Here is a 17,871-nt window from a genome sequence, read left to right as displayed (position 1 = left end):
GGATAGAGTGGGCTCACCATGCTCAACCGATTCGCGCGGGCCCTCTTCACCCGCATCTTCACGCCGGTCGCCAGGCTCCTCCTCGGCTGGGGCGTCAGTCCCGACGTGGTCACCCTGGTCGGCACCGTCGGCGTGTGTGCCGGCGCCCTGATCCTCTTCCCGCAGGGCGAGCTGTTCTGGGGGGTGATGGTGGTCACCGCCTTCGTGTTCTCCGACCTGATCGACGGCACGATGGCCCGCCTCTCCGGCCGCTCGTCGTCCTGGGGCGCCTACCTCGACTCCACGCTCGACCGCTTCGGTGACGCCGCGGTCTTCGGTGGCCTGGTCATCTGGTTCTACAACGGCGGTGACGACGAGCTCACCGGTACCCTGGCGCTGGCCTGCCTGGTGCTCGGGTTCCTCGTCTCCTACGCCCGCGCCCGCGCCGAGGGCCTCGGCATGCAGGCCAACGTCGGCATCGCGGAGCGGTCCGAGCGGCTCGTGGCCACCCTCATCGCCACCGGGTTCGTCGGCATCGGCGTGCCCGTGCTGGTGCTCACCGCGGTGCTCGGCGTGCTCGCCGTGGCCAGCGTGATCACCATCGTGCAGCGGGTGCTCATGGTGCGGCGTCAGGCCCTGGCCCGTGACGCGGCCGCTGCCGCCCAGTTGTGAAAGACCGCATCGTCACCGCTGCCTATCTGTCGGCCTGGCGCGTCGTCCGGCTCCTGCCCGAGCGCCTGGCGTACCTGATCTTCCGGCTCGCCGCCGACTACGTCTGGTGGCGCCGGGGCACCGGGGTGCAGCGGCTCGAGCAGAACCTCGCCCGCGCCGTGCCCCCCTCGACGGACCTGCGGGCGTTGTCGCGCGAGGGCATGCGCTCGTACCTGCGCTACTGGGTCGACGCCTTCCTGCTGCCCGACTGGTCGTCGGAGCGCCTGGCCCGCACCTGCCGCGTCGACGAACCCGAGCGACTGGAGCGGGTCTTCGCCTCCGGCGGCGTCGTGGCCGCGCTGGCCCACCAGGGCAACTGGGACCACGCCGGGGCCTGGGCCTGCGTGCACCTGCGCAAGGTCACCACGGTGGCCGAGCGGCTCAGGCCCGAGGAGGTCTACCAGGAGTTCCTGGACTACCGGCGGCGCCTGGGCATGGAGATCTTCCCGCTCGGTGACCCGGGCCTGATGTCGAAGCTGATCCGCCAGGTGCGCGGCGGTGCGTTCGTGCCGCTGCTGGCCGACCGCGACCTGTCCGGCAACGGGGTGCCCGTGACCTTCCTCGGCGAGGCCTCGCGGATGGCCCCCGGCCCGGCCGCGATCGCGCTCGCCACCAAGGCCCCGCTGCTGCCCGTGAACACCTACTACGAGAAGCTGCCCGAGGGTGGCTACGGGCTGGTGCTGCAGATCCACGAGCCGGTGCCGGTGCCTTCCGAGGGAACCAGCGCGGAGAAGATCGCGGCCATGACCCAGGGTTGCGCCGACGCGCTGTCCGAGGGCATCCGGCAGCACCCGCAGGACTGGCACATGCTGCAGCGGGTCTTCGACGCGGATCTCGAGGCCCGATGAGAATCGGCATGGTCTCGCCGTACTCGTTCCACGTGCCCGGCGGCGTGCAGTTCCACATCCGGGACGTCGCCGAGCACCTGATCGGGCAGGGCCACCACGTCAGCGTGCTCGCCCCATCCGACGACGACACCCCGCTCCCGCCCTACATCTCCTCGGCCGGCCGCGCGGTGCCGCTGCCCTACAACGGCTCGATCGCCCGCATCAGCTTCGGCCCGGTCGCCTCGTCACGGGTCAAGCGCTGGCTCGCCGAGAACGACTTCGACGTGCTCCACGTGCACGAGCCGTCCAGCCCGTCACTGTCGATGCTGGCGATGTGGGCCGCGACCGGCCCGATCGTCGCCACGTTCCACACGTCCAACCCGCGCTCGCGGGCGATGTCGGCCGCGTACCCGTTGCTGCGGCCCGGTTTCGAGAAGCTGTCGGCCCGGATCGCGGTCTCGGAGGACGCCCGCCGCACGGTGGTCGACCACCTCGGCGGTGACGCGGTGGTGATCCCGAACGGGGTGTTCGTCGACCGGTTCGCCGCGGCCCCGCCGCGCCCGGAGTGGCAGGGCACGCCCGGGCGCCCGGCCATCGCGTTCCTCGGCCGTCTCGACGAACCCCGCAAGGGGCTGCCGGTGCTGGCCGCGGCGCTGCCCGCGCTGCTCGAGCGTCATCCCGGTCTGCGGGTGCTGGTGCTCGGGCGTGGTGAGGCGGAGGAGGCCCTGGCCGCCGCGGGCCCGGCCCGCGGCGCGGTCGAGCTGCTCGGCGCGCTCGACGACGACGCCAAGGCCTCGCTGCTGCGGTCGGTGGACGCCTACGTCGCGCCGCACATCGGCGGCGAGAGCTTCGGGATCGTGCTGGTCGAGGCGATGAGTGCGGGGGCGCCGGTGATCGCCAGCGACCTCGGGGCGTTCCGGCGGGTGCTGGACGAGGGGGCTCTCGGGCTGCTGGCGCGGACCGGTGACCCGGACGCGCTGGCTGCCGCCGTGTCGGCCTCGCTGGAGAACCCCGACCAGGCCCGCGAACGCGCCGCCCGGGCCTCGGTCGCGGTGCGCCGGTACGACTGGCCACGGGTGGCCGCCCAGGTGCTCGACGTCTACGAGACCGTCACGATCGGCGCCGACAAGGTGGGGGAGGACCCGCGCCTGGGTCTGCTCGCCCGCTGGCGCCCGAAGGTGAGCTGATGGAGCTCGCCCTGACCTGGCTCGACGGTCCCTGGGGCGTCGCGCTCCTCACCGTGCTGGGGCTGGTCGCGATCGGCTGGTACCTGTCCTACCTGGCGGCCCGGCTCGACCGGCTGCACCACCGGGTCGAGACCTCCCGCGCCGCGCTGGAGACCCGCCTGGCCCGGCGGGCCGCGGTCGCGCTGGAGGTGAGCCGCCTGGTACCCCCGCCGGCTGGTGAGCAGCTGCGGCTGGCGGCCACCCGGATGGTGCGCGCGCCCGACGCCCCGGTCAGCGAGGCCGGGGAGAACCTGCTGGCGCGGGCGCTGCACCAGGCGTTCGCGGACCCCCGGCAGGTGACGAAGCTGCGGGCCGATCCGGTGGCCGGTGAGCTGCTCGACGAGCTGGTGCTGGCGGGGGAGCGGGTGCAGCTGGCCCGCCGGTTCCACAACGACGCGGTCTCGCACGCGCAGCGGATGCGCCGTAAGAAGGTCGTGCGGTGGGCCAGACTGGCCGGGACCGCCCAGATGCCGCAGATGATCGAGATCGACGACAGCCAGCCCGAGTCCCTGTCCTGGCAGCCTGTGTCCTGAGTGGGCTTACGATGGCGCTGATCCTGGTTCCCGTCAGCTGAACGCCTGTGAGGTTCCCCGTGTCCGACACCCCCGTTACCGGTACCGGTCTCGTCAAGCGAGGCATGGCCGAGATGCTCAAGGGCGGGGTGATCATGGACGTGGTGACCCCCGACCAGGCCCGCATCGCCGAGGACGCCGGAGCCGTCGCCGTGATGGCGCTGGAGCGGGTGCCCGCCGACATCCGTGCGCAGGGCGGCGTGGTCCGCATGAGTGACCCGGACATGATCGACGGCATCAAGGCCGCCGTCTCGATCCCGGTGATGGCCAAGGCCCGCATCGGTCACTTCGTCGAGGCGCAGGTGCTGCAGGCGCTGGGCGTCGACTACATCGACGAGTCCGAGGTGCTCACCCCGGCCGACTACGCGCACCACATCGACAAGTGGAAGTTCACCGTCCCCTTCGTCTGCGGTGCCACCAACCTGGGGGAGGCGCTGCGCCGGATCTCCGAGGGCGCGGCGATGATCCGCTCGAAGGGTGAGGCCGGCACGGGCGACGTCTCGAACGCCACCACCCACATGCGCACGATCGGCGCCGAGATGCGTCGTCTGTCGAGCCTTTCGCCCGACGAGCTCTACGTCGCGGCCAAGGAGCTCCAGGCGCCGCTGGCGCTGGTCAAGGAGATCGCCGAGACCGGCAAGCTCCCGGTGGTGCTGTTCACGGCCGGTGGTATCGCGACGCCGTCCGACGCCGCGATGATGATGCAGCTGGGCGCCGACGGCGTGTTCGTCGGCTCGGGCATCTTCAAGTCCGGCAACCCGGTCGCGCGCGCCGAGGCGATCGTCAAGGCCACCACGTTCCACGACGACCCCGACGTGATCGCCAAGGTCTCTCGCGGTCTGGGCGAGGCCATGGTCGGCATCACCGTCGACGAGATCCCGCAGCCGCACCGTCTCGCCGAGCGCGGCTGGTGAGGACGCCTCCACCACCGGTCGTCGGCGTTCTCGCGGTCCAGGGCGACTTCCGGGAGCACCTGGCCGCGCTGGCCGGGGCCGGTCTCGAGGGGCGGGCCGTGCGGCGGCCCGCCGAGCTCGAGGGGCTGTCCGGGATCGTGCTGCCGGGGGGCGAGTCGACCACGATCGACAAGCTCACCCGGGTCTTCGGTCTGCGGGAACCCCTGCGGGGGCTTCTGGACGCGGGGGTCCCCGCCTACGGTTCGTGCGCGGGGATGATCCTGCTCGCCGACCGGGTGGTGGACACGGCCCCCGGACAGCAGACGCTGGGCGGTCTCGACGTGACCGTGCGGCGCAACGCGTTCGGGCGGCAGGTCGACTCGTTCGAGGCCGACCTGGACTTCGCCGGTGTCGAGGGCGGGCCGGTGCACGCGGTCTTCATCCGGGCGCCGTGGGTCGAGGAGGTCGGGCCCGGCGTGGAGGTGCTCGCCCGCTCGCCGGAGGGGCACGCGGTGGCGGTGCGGCAGGGAAACCTGCTCGCCACCTCCTTCCACCCGGAGATCACCGGCGACCACCGCGTCCACCATCTGTTCGCGTCGATGGTGAACGAGTACGCCGAGAAGGCGCGTGCGAACGGACGTCATGCCTGAACTGAGCACGGCCCGGCGCTTTCTGGTGCTGGGGATCTGCTGTATGAGCCTGCTCATCGTGGGGCTCGAGTCGACGGTGCTGAACGTGGCGCTGCCCTCGCTGCAGAAGGATCTCGACGCCTCGGTGTCGGGGCTGCAGTGGGCACTCGACTCGTACACGCTGGTGCTGGCGAGCCTGCTGATGCTGTCCGGGTCGACCGGCGACCGGATCGGGCGGCGGCGTACCTTCCAGACCGGCCTGGCGATCTTCGTGCTGGCCTCGGCCCTGTGCGCGCTGGCCCCGAACCTGGCCTGGCTCGTCGTCTTCCGGATGCTGCAGGGCGTGGGTGCCTCGATGCTCAACCCGGTGGCGCTGTCGATCGTCACCAACACCTTCCCCGACCGGGCCGAGCGCGCGAGGGCGATCGGCATCTGGAGCGCGGTGATCGGGGTGAGCATCGCGCTCGGCCCGATCCTCGGCGGGCTGCTGGTCGACACCGTGGGCTGGCGCTGGATCTTCATCATCAACGTGCCGATCGGGTTGCTGGCGATCGGGCTGACCGCGCTGTTCGTGCCGGAGTCGAAGGCCGCGCGGGCGCGCCGGTTCGACCCGGTCGGCCAGGTGCTGGTGATCCTCGCGCTGGCCACGCTGATCTACGCGATCATCGAGGTGCCGCACCGGGGCTGGGGATCGCCGCTGGTCGTCGGGCTGCTGGTGGTGGCGCTCGCGTCAGTCGTCGGGCTGGTCGTTCACGAGAGGCGGCGCGTGGAGCCGCTTCTCGACGTGCGGTTCTTCCGCAGCCCGATGTTCTCCGGGGCCACGCTGATCGCCGTCTGCGCGTTCGCGGCGTTCGCCGGGTGTCTCTTCGTCAACACCCTCTACCTGCAGAACGACCTGGGGCTGACGCCGCTGCGGGCCGGGGTCTACCTGCTGCCGATGGCCTTCGTGGTGATGGCCCTGGCTCCGTTGTCGGGGCGAATGGTGGCGGTCTACGGCACCCGCCCGTCGCTGCTGCTGGGTGGCGTGGGCATGACGGCGGGGACGATCACGCTGACCTTCGTCGAGCCGTCGCGTCCGCTGGGGCTGCTGTTCCTGGCCTACGCCCTGTTCGGCGTCGGGTTCGGGTTCCTGAACGCGCCGATCACGGCCACGGCGGTGTCGGGGATGCCGCCGTCGCAGGCGGGGCTCGCGGCGGCGGTCGCGTCGACGAGCCGGCAGGTCGGCACGACGGTGGGTGTGGCGGTGGTCGGGTCGGTCTACACGAGTGCGCTGGGGGCGGGGTCCGCGGCCGGTCTCGCGGCGGCCGGGGCGGGCTCACGGGTGGACGCGGCGCACGCCGGCTGGGGTGTCGTCGCCGGTTTCGCGGTGCTGGCGCTGGTGTTCGGGTTCGTGTCGTCGGGACGCTGGGCGCGGGAACGGGCGGAACGGGCCGCGGCCGAGCTGGCGGAGGAGCCGGTGCGCGACCCGGTCGCGGTCACTGCGGCGTCCGAGTCCGAGTCCAAGTCCGGTTCCGGGTCCGGGTCCGAGCCCCGGGTCTGGGACTGAGGCCGGGGCGCCTTCGCCTCGTCCGTGACCTGCCTCGTCCGCGTTCTGCCTCGTCCGTGACCCGCCTAGCCGCGTTCTGCCTCGTTCGTGACCCGCCTCGTCCGCGATCTGCGGGGTTCTCGATCCGGGCGTCTCCCCGTTCGGGAGCCCCCGGTTCCGGCGTCCTCGCATCGTGCGTCCGTTGCTGGTGATCGGGCGCCTCCGGGCTCTTTCCGGGCCGGTCGGCGGCCCGTGTCCACGTCCACTCCCCGCGCGTGGGTAGGATGACCAGCTGAGCTTTGGTTATTCGAATGTATGCGTAACGGGAGGCAACCCGATGTCCGGCCATTCCAAGTGGGCCACCACCAAGCACAAGAAGGCCGCCATCGATGCCAAGCGTGGCAAGATGTTCGCCAAGCTGATCAAGAACATCGAGGTCGCGGCCCGCACCGGTGGCGGCGACCCGAGCGGCAACCCGACGCTGTACGACGCCATTCAGAAGGCCAAGAAGTCGTCGGTGCCGAACCACAACATCGACAACGCGGTGAAGCGTGGTTCCGGGGCCGACGGCGGCGGGGCCGACTACCAGACGATCATGTACGAAGGCTACGGCCCCAACGGCGTCGCCCTGCTGATCGAGTGCCTGTCCGACAACCGCAACCGGGCCGCCATGGAGGTCCGCACCGCCATGACGCGCAACAACGGCGCGATGGCCGACCCGGGCAGTGTGTCGTACCTGTTCAACCGCAAGGGCGTCGTGGTCGTGCCGAAGTCCGACGGCCTCACCGAAGACGCGGTGCTCGAGGCGGTGCTCGAGGCCGGCGCCGAAGAGGTCAAGGACCAGGGCGAGGTCTTCGAGGTGATCAGCGAGGCCACCGACCTGGTGGCCGTGCGCACCGCCCTGGTCGACCAGAACATCGACTACGACTCGGCCGAGGCCCAGTTCGTGCCGTCGATGGAGGTCCCCCTCGACGAGGAGGGCGCGCGCAAGGTGTTCAAGCTGATCGACGCCCTCGAAGACAGCGACGACGTGCAGAACGTCTACGCCAACTTCGACGTGCCGGACGACGTGATGGAAGTTCTCAACGCCGAGTGATGGCGTCGGACCGAGGGCCGGGTGTGACACGCGTTGCGGGTGTCGTTTCCCGGCCCTCGTCCGTTTTGATGTGATCGTGCTGTCATGCGTGTTCTCGGCGTCGACCCCGGCCTGACCCGGTGCGGCCTGGGCGTGGTCGACGGACTGCCCGGGCGCCGCGCCACGATGGTCGCCGTCGACGTGATCCGCACCCCGGCCGGCTCCGACCTGGGCGCGCGGCTGCTCGGGATCAGCGACGCCGTCGAGGGCTGGATGGACCAGGTCGCGCCCGACGTGGTCGCGGTCGAGCGGGTGTTCGCCCAGAACAACGTGTCCACGGTGATGGGCACGGCCCAGGCCGCCGGGGTGACCGTGCTCGCGGCGGCCCGCCGGGGCATTCCGGTGGTCATGCACACGCCGAGTGAGGTGAAGGCCGCCGTCACCGGTTCCGGCCGGGCCGACAAGGCCCAGGTCACGGCCATGGTGCAGCGGATCCTGCGGCTTTCCGAGGCACCCCGCCCGGCCGACGCCGCCGACGCGCTGGCCCTGGCGATCTGTCACCTGTGGCGTGACGGCACGGCGGCGGTTCTGCCGCGTGGCGCCCAGGGCGGTGCGACGGCGGCGCAGCAGGCGTGGGTGGCGGCGATCGAGGCGTCGAAGCGTCCGGGGCGCTGACGCTCTGGCCTGCCGGTGGCTCCGAGCTTTGACCTGAGAGCAGGAACACCTCCTATGCGTGGCGGGTATAGGGGGTGCCCCCGTGCTCGTCCGCGACGAAGTGAACCCCTCCGGGGGCGGGCGCGCCGACGGGCCTTGGCAGATTCTGTCGGTGGGTCCGGCTAGATTGCGGTCTCGTACAGATGTTCGGAGTTGTGAGGGAGTCACGGTGATCGCGTCGGTGCGGGGACGGGTGGCGGCGGTCCGCCTGGACTCGGTGGTGGTCGAGGTCGGCGGGGTCGGGCTACTGGTCCAGGCCACCCCCGGCACGCTGGCCGAGCTGCGTCCGGGGCAGGAGGCCGAGCTGGCCACCAGCATGGTCGTGCGTGAAGACTCGCTCACGCTCTTCGGTTTCGCCGAGGCCGACGAGCGCGACGTGTTCGAGATCGTGCAGACGGTCTCGGGCATCGGCCCGCGCCTGGCCCTGGCGATGCTGGCGGTGCTCACGCCCGAGGCGCTGCGTCTCGCGGTCGCGCAAGAAGACCTGACGTCGCTCACCAAGGTGCCCGGCATCGGGCGCAAGGGCGCGCAGCGCATCGTGCTCGAGCTGACCGGCAAGCTCGGTGCGCCCAGCGGCGGGGCGACCGCCGCGCCGGTCACCGCCGTGGCCGCACCGGCCTGGCGCGACCAGGTGCTCGACGCGCTCACCGGTCTGGGCTGGCCGGTCAAGGCCGCCTCCGACGCGGTCGACCGGGTGACCTCGGGGCCCGACGCGGCGGTTCCGGTCGACGAGAACGGCGCCACGCCCGACATGGCCCAGGTGCTGCGGGCAGCGCTGCGGCAGCTGGGGCGCACGGGCTGATGGCGCTGGTTGTCGGTGAGCTGCAGGTGAATACCGGTGCATGCGTCGGTTCCATCGGGCGCGGTGGTGCGGGTTCGGGTGTGGGCGCAGGCGGGCGGGTCGGTCCTGACGTGAGCGGGCTCGAGTGGGTGCGGGCATGAACGACGATGCGCTGAGCGAGGCCGAGGAAGCGGCGGCCCGGCTCCTGTCCTCGGCCGCGGGGGTCGACGACCGGCTGGTCGAGGGCGCGCTGCGGCCGCAGATGCTGGCCGAGTTCGTGGGGCAGCAGGTGGTGCGCGAGCAGCTGAGCCTCGTGCTCGACGCGGCGAAGGCGCGCGGTTCGGTGCCCGACCACATCCTGCTCTCCGGTCCGCCCGGCCTGGGCAAGACCACCCTCGCGATGATCGTGGCGCACGAGCTGAACCAGCCGCTGCGGGTCACGAGTGGCCCGGCCATCCAGCACGCCGGTGACCTCGCCGCGGTGCTGTCCTCGCTGACCGAGGGCGAGGTGCTCTTCGTCGACGAGATCCACCGGGTGGCGCGCCCGGCCGAGGAGATGCTCTACGTCGCGATGGAAGACTTCCGCGTCGACGTGGTGGTGGGCAAAGGCCCGGGGGCGACGGCGATCCCGCTCGACCTGCCGCCGTTCACGCTGGTCGGCGCCACCACGCGGGCGGGCATGCTGCCGGGTCCGCTGCGCGACCGGTTCGGGTTCACCGGGCACCTCGACTTCTACGCCCCCGAAGAACTCGAGCAGGTGCTGCGGCGTTCCGCCGAGCTGCTGGGGGTCGAGCTCACGCCCGAGGCCGCGGTGGAGATCTCCGGTCGTTCGCGGGGCACGCCGCGTATCGCGAACCGCCTGCTGCGCCGGGTGCGGGACTGGGCGCAGGTGCGCGGCGACGGCACGCTCGACCTGACCGCCGCCCGCGCCGCGCTCGAGGTCTACGCCGTCGACGCGCGGGGTCTCGATCGCCTCGACCGCTCGGTGCTCGAGGCCCTGTGCCGCCGGTTCGGCGGGGGCCCGGTGGGGTTGTCCACCCTCGCCGTCGCGGTGGGGGAGGAGCCGGAGACCGTCGAGACGGTGTCCGAGCCGTTCCTCGTGCGCGAAGGTCTGCTCGGGCGCACGCCGCGCGGCCGCATCGCCACCCCCGCGACCTGGGAGCACCTGGGTCTGGCCGCTCCCGCCGGCTTCGCCTGGGCCGGGGCGGGCACCGGCGGCGGCACGCTGACCAGCCGCTCCGGCATGCACCAGGACACGCTGCCCGACCCCGAGCCCTGATCGTGCACCGGCCCGGCACCCGACCGTGCGCCGCCGGCGGCGCTCACGCAGCCGGCGTCCCGCCTGTCCGCCCTGATCGTGTTCCGCAGCTCCACCCGAAGGGTGGCACTGCCGGAACGGGCCGCCGGGGCGATCGGCAGACGGATCCCGGCCCCGCGGCACGCCGAACGTCCCTGCTCAGAGGTCAGCTGAACGGAGCACCCAGTCCGCTGTGGGAGCATGCGTGCTCACGAGCGGGCCGAGGTCGGGCATGATAGGTCGGTTGGTGCCGAAGGCAACCAGACCGGCGTCCCGGCCGACTGGTAGCCGGACAGGTTTCCCGGCACGTCGCCAAGGAGGGCACCGGCGCACATGAAGGTCGAGACGATGAGGGCAGCATCCGTGACGGAGTGGGTGGCGACGACGTGGAACTGATCATCCTGGCAGTTCCTCTGGTCCTGCTCTGGTTCATGGTGAGCCGGCAGCGCAAGCAGCAGCGTGAGCTCATGGCCCAGCAGGACTCGGTCGCCCCGGGCACCCGGGTGATGACCACCTCCGGGCTCTACGCCGAGGTGGTCGAGGTCGAGGCCGACGCCGTGGTGCTGGAGATCGCGCCCGGTCTGCTCACCCGCTGGAACAAACGAGCGATCGCGCAGATCGTGCCCGAGACGGACCCGGCGGAAGCCGACGGCCCGGCGGAGACCGACGGCACCCCGCACCAGAGCACCACCACAGGCACCCCAGACGCCACAGACACCACCGGCAGCACCACCGCCGAGCGTGACGGCATCCGTTCCGAGGCCGGCTACGCGCCGCCCCCGGAGTCCGGCACCTCCGACGGCAGCACCGGATCCGACGGCCGCTGAGCCGGCCCTGACTGCGACGGCTCCAGCCGTCACGAGAACGAGAAGAGACCCGCAACCGTGGCACGATCCAGCAACGCCTCCCGACCAGGTCGGGCACTGCTGTTCATGGTCGCCATCTTGGCCGTCGTGTACGCCGTGGTCGGCATCCGGACGGTGACGTCGAACGGCGGATGGACCCCGGCCCTCGCCCTCGACCTCGAGGGCGGCACCGAGATCATTCTCGAGCCGAGGCCCCTGAACGGCGCGAACATCACGCCGACCACCGAGCAGCTGAACGAGGCCGTGAACGTGATCCGGCAGCGGGTCAACGGCTCCGGTGTCTCCGAGGCCGAGATCACCACGCAGAGCGGCAAGAACATCGTCGTCTCGCTGCCCGGCCACCCCGACGAGGCCACCCGCAACCTGGTGAAGCAGTCGGCGCAGATGAGCTTCCGGCCGGTGCTCGTGGCCGAGGCCGTCGGCCTGCCGGTCACCAGCGCCACGCCGACCCCGTCGACCAGCAGCAGCCCGGGGGCCACGCCGGAGGCGACCTCCAGCGGCAAGGCCAAGGCCGAGGCGAGCCCGAAGGCCAGCGCCAGCCCGGAGGCCGGTGCCGACGAGAACAACCGGGTCGTGCCGCAGGCGCTGAAGGCGGGGGCGACGCCCACCGACGAGGCGACCAGCTCCCCGAAGGCGAGCTCCTCCCCGCAGGCGACCGACGCGTCCGCAAGCCCGGAGGCGACCGCGAGCGGTGACACCGCCGCCGCCGACCCGACCGACCCGGCCGCCGGTTCCGCGTCGGACACCGCGCAGATCACCGAGGACCTCTACAACGAGTACACCGCGGAGACCTGCACCGACCTGAGCAAGCTGCAGGCGCAGTCGAGCGACCCGGCCAAGCCGGTCGTGACCTGCGAGAGCGACGGCAGCTACAAGTACATCCTCGGCCCGGTCGAGGTGCCCGGCGCCGACATCAAGACCGCCAGCGCCGGCATGGGCGCCAACGGCCAGGGCTTCTCCACCGGTGAGTGGGTGGTGAACCTCGAGTTCAACTCCGAGGGCACCAAGAAGTTCGGCGACGTCACCAGGCGCCTGATCCAGCTCACCGGCGCGCAGAACCAGTTCGCGATCGTGCTCGACGAGCTGGTCATCTCGGCCCCGTCCACCAACGCGGCGATCACCAACGGCCAGGCGCAGATCTCCGGCAGCTTCACCCAGGCCTCCTCGCAGCTCCTGGCCCAGCAGCTGAAGTTCGGTTCGCTGCCGGTGTCGTTCCAGGTGCAGACCGAGAACCAGATCTCCGCACTGCTCGGTGGCGAGCAGCTCGAGCGCGGCCTGCTGGCCGGTCTCATCGGTCTGGTGCTCGTGGTGCTCTACTCGCTCCTGCAGTACCGGGCCCTGGGCCTGGTCACGGTGTTCAGCCTCGGCCTGGCCGGCGCGCTCACCTACGGCCTGGTCGTCCTGCTCGGCGAGACCGAGGGGTACCGGCTCTCCCTGGCGGGTGTCACCGGTCTGATCGTGGCCATCGGTATCACGGCCGACTCGTTCATCGTGTACTTCGAACGAGTCCGGGACGAGGTGCGTGAGGGCCGTCCGCTGTCGTCGGCCGTCGAGGCCGGCTGGAGCCGTGCCAAGCGCACCATCCTGGCGTCCGACGCGGTCAACTTCCTCGCCGCGATCGTGCTCTACCTGGTCGCGGTCGGCGGGGTCCGCGGGTTCGCCTTCACCCTCGGCCTGACCACCCTGATCGACGTCGTGATCGTCTTCCTCTTCACCAAGCCGGCCGTGACCTACCTGGCCCGGCTGCGCTTCTTCCACGACGGCCACACGCTGTCGGGCTTCAGCGCCAAGCAGCTCGGCCGTCCGAGCGCCTACGCCGGCCGGGGCCGGGTGCGCAACGGCGCCGCCGCCACCGAGCAGGTCTCCACGGGCGACAGCATCGCCGCCCGCCGGGCCGCCGCGGCCCGCGCCGGAACCGGCTCGGAACCGGGGGATCCCGGTGGCTCCGCGCAGGACAGCCAGGTCACGTCGGGCACGGGGAGGAACTCCTGATGTTCAGCTTCGCCGCCTTCGGTAACGACCTTCACTCCGGCAAGCGCTCGTTCGCCTTCGTCGGGCACCGCAAGATCTGGTATGGCATCGCGATCGCCATGACGGTCGCGTCGATCCTGTCGCTGGCCTTCATCCGGCTGAACCCGGGCATCGAGTTCCGCGGGGGCTCGGAGTTCCAGCTCTCGCAGGTCGCCGACACCGACACGATCAAGGGCTCCGACGCCGTCAACTCGGTGGTGCCGGGGGCCGAGGCCCGCGTCACCGTCATCGGTGACAACGGCGTGCGGGTGCAGACCGAGACCCTCAGCGACGCCGAGACCACCGAGGTCCGCGACGCTCTGGCCAAGGCCTACGCGGTCGACGACAACAACATCACCTCGAACTTCGTCGGGGCCAGCTGGGGCAGCGACGTCACCAAGAAGGCCGCTCAGGGTCTGCTGGTGTTCATGGTGCTGGTCAGCATCATCATCGCCCTGTACTTCCGCACCTGGAAGATGTCGGCCGCGGCGATCATCGCGCTGCTGCACGACCTGATCATCACGGCCGGCCTCTACGCCCTCACCGGTTTCGAGGTCACCCCGGCGTCGGTGATCGGCTTCCTCACGATCCTCGGGTACTCGCTCTACGACACCGTCGTGGTGTTCGACAAGGTCCGCGAGAACACCGACCGGATCACGCTGTCCACGCGCCGCACCTACGACGAGGCCGCCAACCTGGCCGTCAACCAGACCCTGGTGCGGTCGATCAACACCTCCGTCGTGGCTCTGCTGCCGGTGGCGTCGATCCTGTTCATCGGTGCGTTCGTGCTCGGCGCGGGCACCCTGAAAGACATCTCGCTGGCCCTGTTCATCGGTATCGCGGCCGGTACCTACTCGTCGATCTTCGTGGCCACGCCGCTGCTGGTCGACCTGCGCCGCCGTGAGCCCGAGATCGTCGCCCACACCAAGAAGCTGCTCAAGCGCCGCGCCGAGGGCACCGCTGCCGGTCCGGAGCACGACGAGCCGGACGACGCGGCGGAGCCCGAGCGCGTCGGTGCCGGTTCCGCCGCGGTCGTCACCGGTTCGGGCACGCCCTCGCGCCGCGGCCCGGCCGTCCGGCGCGAGACGTCCGGCCAGCGCGCCCAGCCGAAGCGGGGCCGGCGGGGGTGACGACCGAGGAGGATCTGAGCCGGCGGCTCTCGGCGGGACTGCGGGACGTTCCCGACTACCCCTCGCCCGGTGTGCTGTTCAAGGACATCACGCCGCTGCTGGCCGACCCGGACCTGTTCGCCGAGTCGGTGCGCGCGCTGTCCGCCGCGCACCGGCCCGGCGGTGGGGCCGAGGTGGACCTGGTGGCCGGGGTCGAGGCCCGCGGGTTCATCTTCGGCGCGGCCGTGGCCCTCAGCCTGGGCGTGGGCTTCGTGCCGGTGCGCAAGAAGGGCAAGCTGCCGCACACCACGGTGTCGGCGGAGTACACGCTCGAGTACGGCACGGCCGTGATCGAGGTGCACGAAGACGCCGTGCGGCCCGGGCAGCGGGTGCTGCTGCTCGACGACGTGCTGGCCACCGGAGGCACCGCCGAGGCGGCGGCCGGACTGCTCGAGCGGGTCGGGGCCGAGGTGGTGTCGGTGTCGTTCCTGGTCGAGCTCGGATTCCTGGACGGCCGGCGGCGACTCGCCGGGCGTGAGGTGAATTCTCTGCTGAAGTACTGAAAGCGGTACGTGCCGCCCGTTCGGGAAACGTGTCCCTTTCGTTCGACCGTGCGTGATGAACTCAACACGAACCGCTCGAGTTCGGCATCAAGTCAATATCGAAAGGGACCGTTTCCCGCAGAATCGGGAATCATGAGGCGTCCGGGAGCGCTCTGGTAGCTGCTGGAAGTGCTCAAGACGGGCAGTGCGGCTGCCGAGAGGCGAGGCACGGGGGCGGTGCGGCCCCTACACTCGTCCAGCAAGGAGTCTCCGCAGCGAGACGAACGACGTCGGGAGGATCGCGTGTCCGAAGAGGTCGCAGCGAGGGTCGCGCAGGACGCGCTGCCCGATGGGCGGAAGGATCGCCCGGCGCTGGCGGCTGTGAAGGACTCCGCGAAGCCCGCCGGCAACGCCTCGCCCGGTCAGTCACCGGCCGACGGTGAACAGCGTCAGACGCCCTCGGTCCCCGCGCCCGCAGCGCCACCGGTCCCGGTGAGCCAGCCCGGCGCGTCCACCGTCGAGAAGCGCTCCACGACGGCACCGAAGGCCGCCCCCGAGCCGCGCCCCCGCGTGGCCGAGCCGCTGGTCTCGCCGGTGCGCGTGTTCTCGCGCATCGCGCGGCTGGGTGCCGCCGCCCGCAACCCCAACAGCCCCCTGCTCGAGCCGTTGCTGCGCAGCGTGCGCAACGCGCACCCGAAGGCCGACGTCAGCGTCATCGAGAAGGCCTTCCAGGTCGCCGAGAAGGCGCACTCGGGGCAGAAGCGCAAGAGCGGCGACCCGTACATCACCCACCCGGTGGCGGTCGCGCAGATCCTCGCCGAGCTCGGCATGACCCCGGCGACGCTGGCCGCGGCGCTGCTGCACGACACCGTCGAGGACACCGACTACGGCCTCGAGGAGCTGCGCGCCGACTTCGGCGACGAGATCGCGATGCTCGTCGACGGTGTGACCAAGCTCGACAAGGTCAAGTACGGCGACGCGGCCCAGGCCGAGACCGTGCGCAAGATGGTCGTCGCGATGTCGAAAGACATCCGCGTGCTGGTGATCAAGCTGGCCGACCGGCTGCACAACGCCCGCACCTGGCGCTACGTGCCCGCCCACAAGGCCGAGAAGAAGGCCCGCGAGACCCTCGAGATCTACGCCCCGCTGGCGCACCGCCTGGGCATGAACACGATCAAGTGGGAGCTCGAGGACCTCAGCTTCGCCACGCTCTGGCCCAAGGTGTTCGACGAGATCGTGCGCCTGGTGGCCGAGCGCGCCCCGGCCCGTGAGGACTACCTGGCCCAGGTACGCGAGCAGGTCTCGGCCGACCTGCGGGCGGGCAAGATCAAGGCGGTCGTGTCCGGCCGCCCCAGGCACTACTACTCCGTGTACCAGAAGATGATCGTGCGGGGCCGCGACTTCGCCGACATCTACGACCTGGTGGGCATCCGGGTGCTGGTCGACTCGGTGCGCGACTGTTATGCCGTCCTCGGTGCGCTGCACGCGCGCTGGAACCCGGTGCCCGGCCGGTTCAAGGACTACATCGCGATGCCCAAGTTCAACATGTACCAGTCGCTGCACACCACGGTGATCGGTCCCGAGGGCAAGCCGGTCGAGATCCAGATCCGCACCCACGGCATGCACCGCCGCGCCGAGTACGGCGTCGCCGCGCACTGGAAGTACAAGGACGAGTCGAACGGCGTCGGCACCGGCAACGCCACCGACATGACCTGGCTGCGCCAGCTGCTCGACTGGCAGCGCGAGACCACCGACCCGGGCGAGTTCCTGGAGTCGCTGCAGTTCGAGATCCAGGCGCAGGAGGTGTACGTCTTCACGCCCAAGGGAGATGTCGTCGCCCTGCCCGCGAAGTCCACCCCGGTCGACTTCGCCTACGCCGTGCACACCGAGGTGGGTCACCGGTGTATGGGCGCCCGCGTCAACGGTCGCCTGGTGCCGCTGGAGAGCCCGCTCGACAACGGTGACGTGGTCGAGGTCTTCACCTCCAAGACCGATGCTGCGGGTCCCAGCCGCGACTGGCTGAACTTCGTGCACAGCCCGCGGGCGCGCAACAAGATCCGCCAGTGGTTCTCGAAGGAGCGCCGCGAGGAGGCGATCGAGTCCGGCAAGGAGGCGATCACCAAGGCGATGCGCAAGCAGAACCTGCCGATGCGCCGCCTGCTCACCCACGAGGCCCTGATCACGCTGGCCACCGAGCTGCGTTTCCAAGACGTCTCGGGTCTGTACGCGGCTGTCGGCGAGGGCCAGATCTCGGCCGCGCACGTGGTGCAGAAGCTGGTCGACGCGGCCGGCGGCGAGGCCGGCACCGAGGAAGACCTGGCCGAGACCGTCACCCCGATGCGCCCGCGCCGTCCGCGCATGGGTGACCCGGGTGTGGTCGTGAAGAACGTCGAAGACGTCTGGGTCAAGCTCGCCCGTTGCTGCACACCGGTGCCGGGCGACCCGATCATCGGGTTCGTCACCCGGGGCTCGGGCGTCTCCGTGCACCGCACGGACTGCAACAACGTCAGCGGCCTGCGCGAGGAGCCCGACCGCATCGTCGACGTCGAGTGGGCGCCGAACCAGGCCAGCGTGTTCCTGGTGCAGATCCAGGTCGAGGCCCTCGACCGCAACCGCCTGCTCTCCGACGTCACCAGCACGCTGTCCGACGAGCACGTCAACATCCTCTCGGCCAACGTCACGACGTCCCGTGAGCGCATGGCCATCTCGCGCTTCACCTTCGAGATGGCCGACCCGGCGCACCTGGGGCACGTGATCGCGGCGGTGCGGCGGGTCGACGGTGTTTTCGACGCCTACCGCATCACCGGGCGCCGGGCCGACGGCGACGACATCGACTGAGTTCGGTTCGGCGGCGCGGGTCTTCGGGGCCGGTGGCCGGATCCTGAAGCCGGCGGCGGTTCTTCGAGGGCGGGGCGAGTCCTTCGGTGAAGGTGATGGCCGTTCCTCGCCGGTGGCGGTTGGTTTCGGGGCCGATGGTGGACGTGGTAGTCGTCTGCGCCTCTGCGCTCACGAGGGCTGAACGAAGGCTCCCCGAGAAGGGGACAGGTGGCCGGGCGAGGGCTCTCATGAGGGCACGGGAGCTGAACGAGGGCACCCGAGGCGAGCCACGCAAGCC

Annotated in this window: 16 protein-coding genes; all 16 read left to right on the top strand. The window is 71.2% G+C overall.

Going from position 1 to position 17,871, the window contains the following annotated elements; all coding sequences use genetic code 11:
• Nucleotides 1–18: 18 nt before the first annotated feature.
• Nucleotides 19–651 carry a phosphatidylinositol phosphate synthase gene (pgsA, locus tag J2S57_RS00490; RefSeq protein WP_307236730.1) on the top strand — a complete coding sequence of 211 codons (633 nt, stop codon included), beginning with the start codon at nucleotides 19–21 and terminating at the stop codon, nucleotides 649–651.
• Nucleotides 648–1,538: a phosphatidylinositol mannoside acyltransferase gene (locus J2S57_RS00485; protein WP_307236727.1), complete on the top strand. Its 891-nt coding sequence runs from the start codon at nucleotides 648–650 to the stop codon at nucleotides 1,536–1,538. Before pgsA ends, J2S57_RS00485 begins: the two co-directional genes overlap by 4 nt.
• Nucleotides 1,535–2,704 (top strand): glycosyltransferase family 4 protein, encoded by a 1,170-nt coding sequence (locus J2S57_RS00480; protein ID WP_307236724.1) that lies wholly within the window; start codon nucleotides 1,535–1,537, stop codon nucleotides 2,702–2,704. Before J2S57_RS00485 ends, J2S57_RS00480 begins: the two co-directional genes overlap by 4 nt.
• Nucleotides 2,704–3,276 (top strand): NUDIX hydrolase, encoded by a 573-nt coding sequence (locus J2S57_RS00475; RefSeq protein ID WP_307236721.1) that lies wholly within the window; start codon nucleotides 2,704–2,706, stop codon nucleotides 3,274–3,276. The genes J2S57_RS00480 and J2S57_RS00475 overlap by 1 nt, the downstream gene beginning before the upstream one ends.
• A 59-nt stretch (nucleotides 3,277–3,335) precedes the next feature.
• Nucleotides 3,336–4,229, top strand: coding sequence for a pyridoxal 5'-phosphate synthase lyase subunit PdxS (gene pdxS, locus J2S57_RS00470; protein WP_370882424.1), 894 nt, complete (start codon nucleotides 3,336–3,338; stop codon nucleotides 4,227–4,229).
• Entirely contained in the window at nucleotides 4,226–4,858 is a 633-nt protein-coding gene (gene pdxT / locus J2S57_RS00465; RefSeq protein WP_307236718.1) for a pyridoxal 5'-phosphate synthase glutaminase subunit PdxT, read from the top strand. Before pdxS ends, pdxT begins: the two co-directional genes overlap by 4 nt.
• The gene (locus tag J2S57_RS00460) at nucleotides 4,851–6,383 is read left to right on the top strand and encodes an MFS transporter (RefSeq protein ID WP_307236715.1); all 1,533 of its coding nucleotides are present in this window, start codon (nucleotides 4,851–4,853) and stop codon (nucleotides 6,381–6,383) included. Before pdxT ends, J2S57_RS00460 begins: the two co-directional genes overlap by 8 nt.
• Before the next feature lie 316 nt (nucleotides 6,384–6,699).
• Nucleotides 6,700–7,458: a YebC/PmpR family DNA-binding transcriptional regulator gene (locus tag J2S57_RS00455; RefSeq protein WP_307236712.1), complete on the top strand. Its 759-nt coding sequence runs from the start codon at nucleotides 6,700–6,702 to the stop codon at nucleotides 7,456–7,458.
• Between the two features lie 84 nt (nucleotides 7,459–7,542).
• Entirely contained in the window at nucleotides 7,543–8,112 is a 570-nt protein-coding gene (ruvC, locus tag J2S57_RS00450) for a crossover junction endodeoxyribonuclease RuvC (RefSeq protein WP_307236709.1), read from the top strand.
• A gap of 208 nt (nucleotides 8,113–8,320) precedes the next feature.
• Nucleotides 8,321–8,953 carry a Holliday junction branch migration protein RuvA gene (ruvA, locus tag J2S57_RS00445; RefSeq protein WP_307236706.1) on the top strand — a complete coding sequence of 211 codons (633 nt, stop codon included), beginning with the start codon at nucleotides 8,321–8,323 and terminating at the stop codon, nucleotides 8,951–8,953.
• A 136-nt stretch (nucleotides 8,954–9,089) separates the two neighbouring features.
• Nucleotides 9,090–10,211, top strand: a complete 1,122-nt coding sequence (gene ruvB, locus J2S57_RS00440; protein WP_307236702.1) for a Holliday junction branch migration DNA helicase RuvB — start codon at nucleotides 9,090–9,092, stop codon at nucleotides 10,209–10,211.
• Nucleotides 10,212–10,615: 404 nt separating this feature from the next.
• Entirely contained in the window at nucleotides 10,616–11,056 is a 441-nt protein-coding gene (gene yajC, locus J2S57_RS00435) for a preprotein translocase subunit YajC (RefSeq protein WP_307236699.1), read from the top strand.
• Nucleotides 11,057–11,161: 105 nt separating this feature from the next.
• The gene (secD, locus tag J2S57_RS00430; RefSeq protein ID WP_307236696.1) at nucleotides 11,162–13,087 is read left to right on the top strand and encodes a protein translocase subunit SecD; all 1,926 of its coding nucleotides are present in this window, start codon (nucleotides 11,162–11,164) and stop codon (nucleotides 13,085–13,087) included.
• Entirely contained in the window at nucleotides 13,087–14,235 is a 1,149-nt protein-coding gene (gene secF, locus J2S57_RS00425) for a protein translocase subunit SecF (RefSeq protein WP_307236693.1), read from the top strand. The genes secD and secF overlap by 1 nt, the downstream gene beginning before the upstream one ends.
• Nucleotides 14,232–14,777, top strand: a complete 546-nt coding sequence (locus J2S57_RS00420; protein WP_307236690.1) for an adenine phosphoribosyltransferase — start codon at nucleotides 14,232–14,234, stop codon at nucleotides 14,775–14,777. The genes secF and J2S57_RS00420 overlap by 4 nt, the downstream gene beginning before the upstream one ends.
• Before the next feature lie 360 nt (nucleotides 14,778–15,137).
• A complete protein-coding gene (locus tag J2S57_RS00415; protein WP_442358342.1) occupies nucleotides 15,138–17,594 on the top strand; it encodes a RelA/SpoT family protein in 2,457 nt (818 codons plus the stop codon).
• Nucleotides 17,595–17,871 lie beyond the last annotated feature (277 nt).

The sequence above is a fragment of the Kineosporia succinea genome (genome assembly GCF_030811555.1).
Taxonomy (GTDB): domain Bacteria; phylum Actinomycetota; class Actinomycetes; order Actinomycetales; family Kineosporiaceae; genus Kineosporia; species Kineosporia succinea.
The sequence above is the reverse complement of the archived record's forward strand: the minus strand, read 5'-3'. Positions and strand labels throughout refer to the sequence as shown.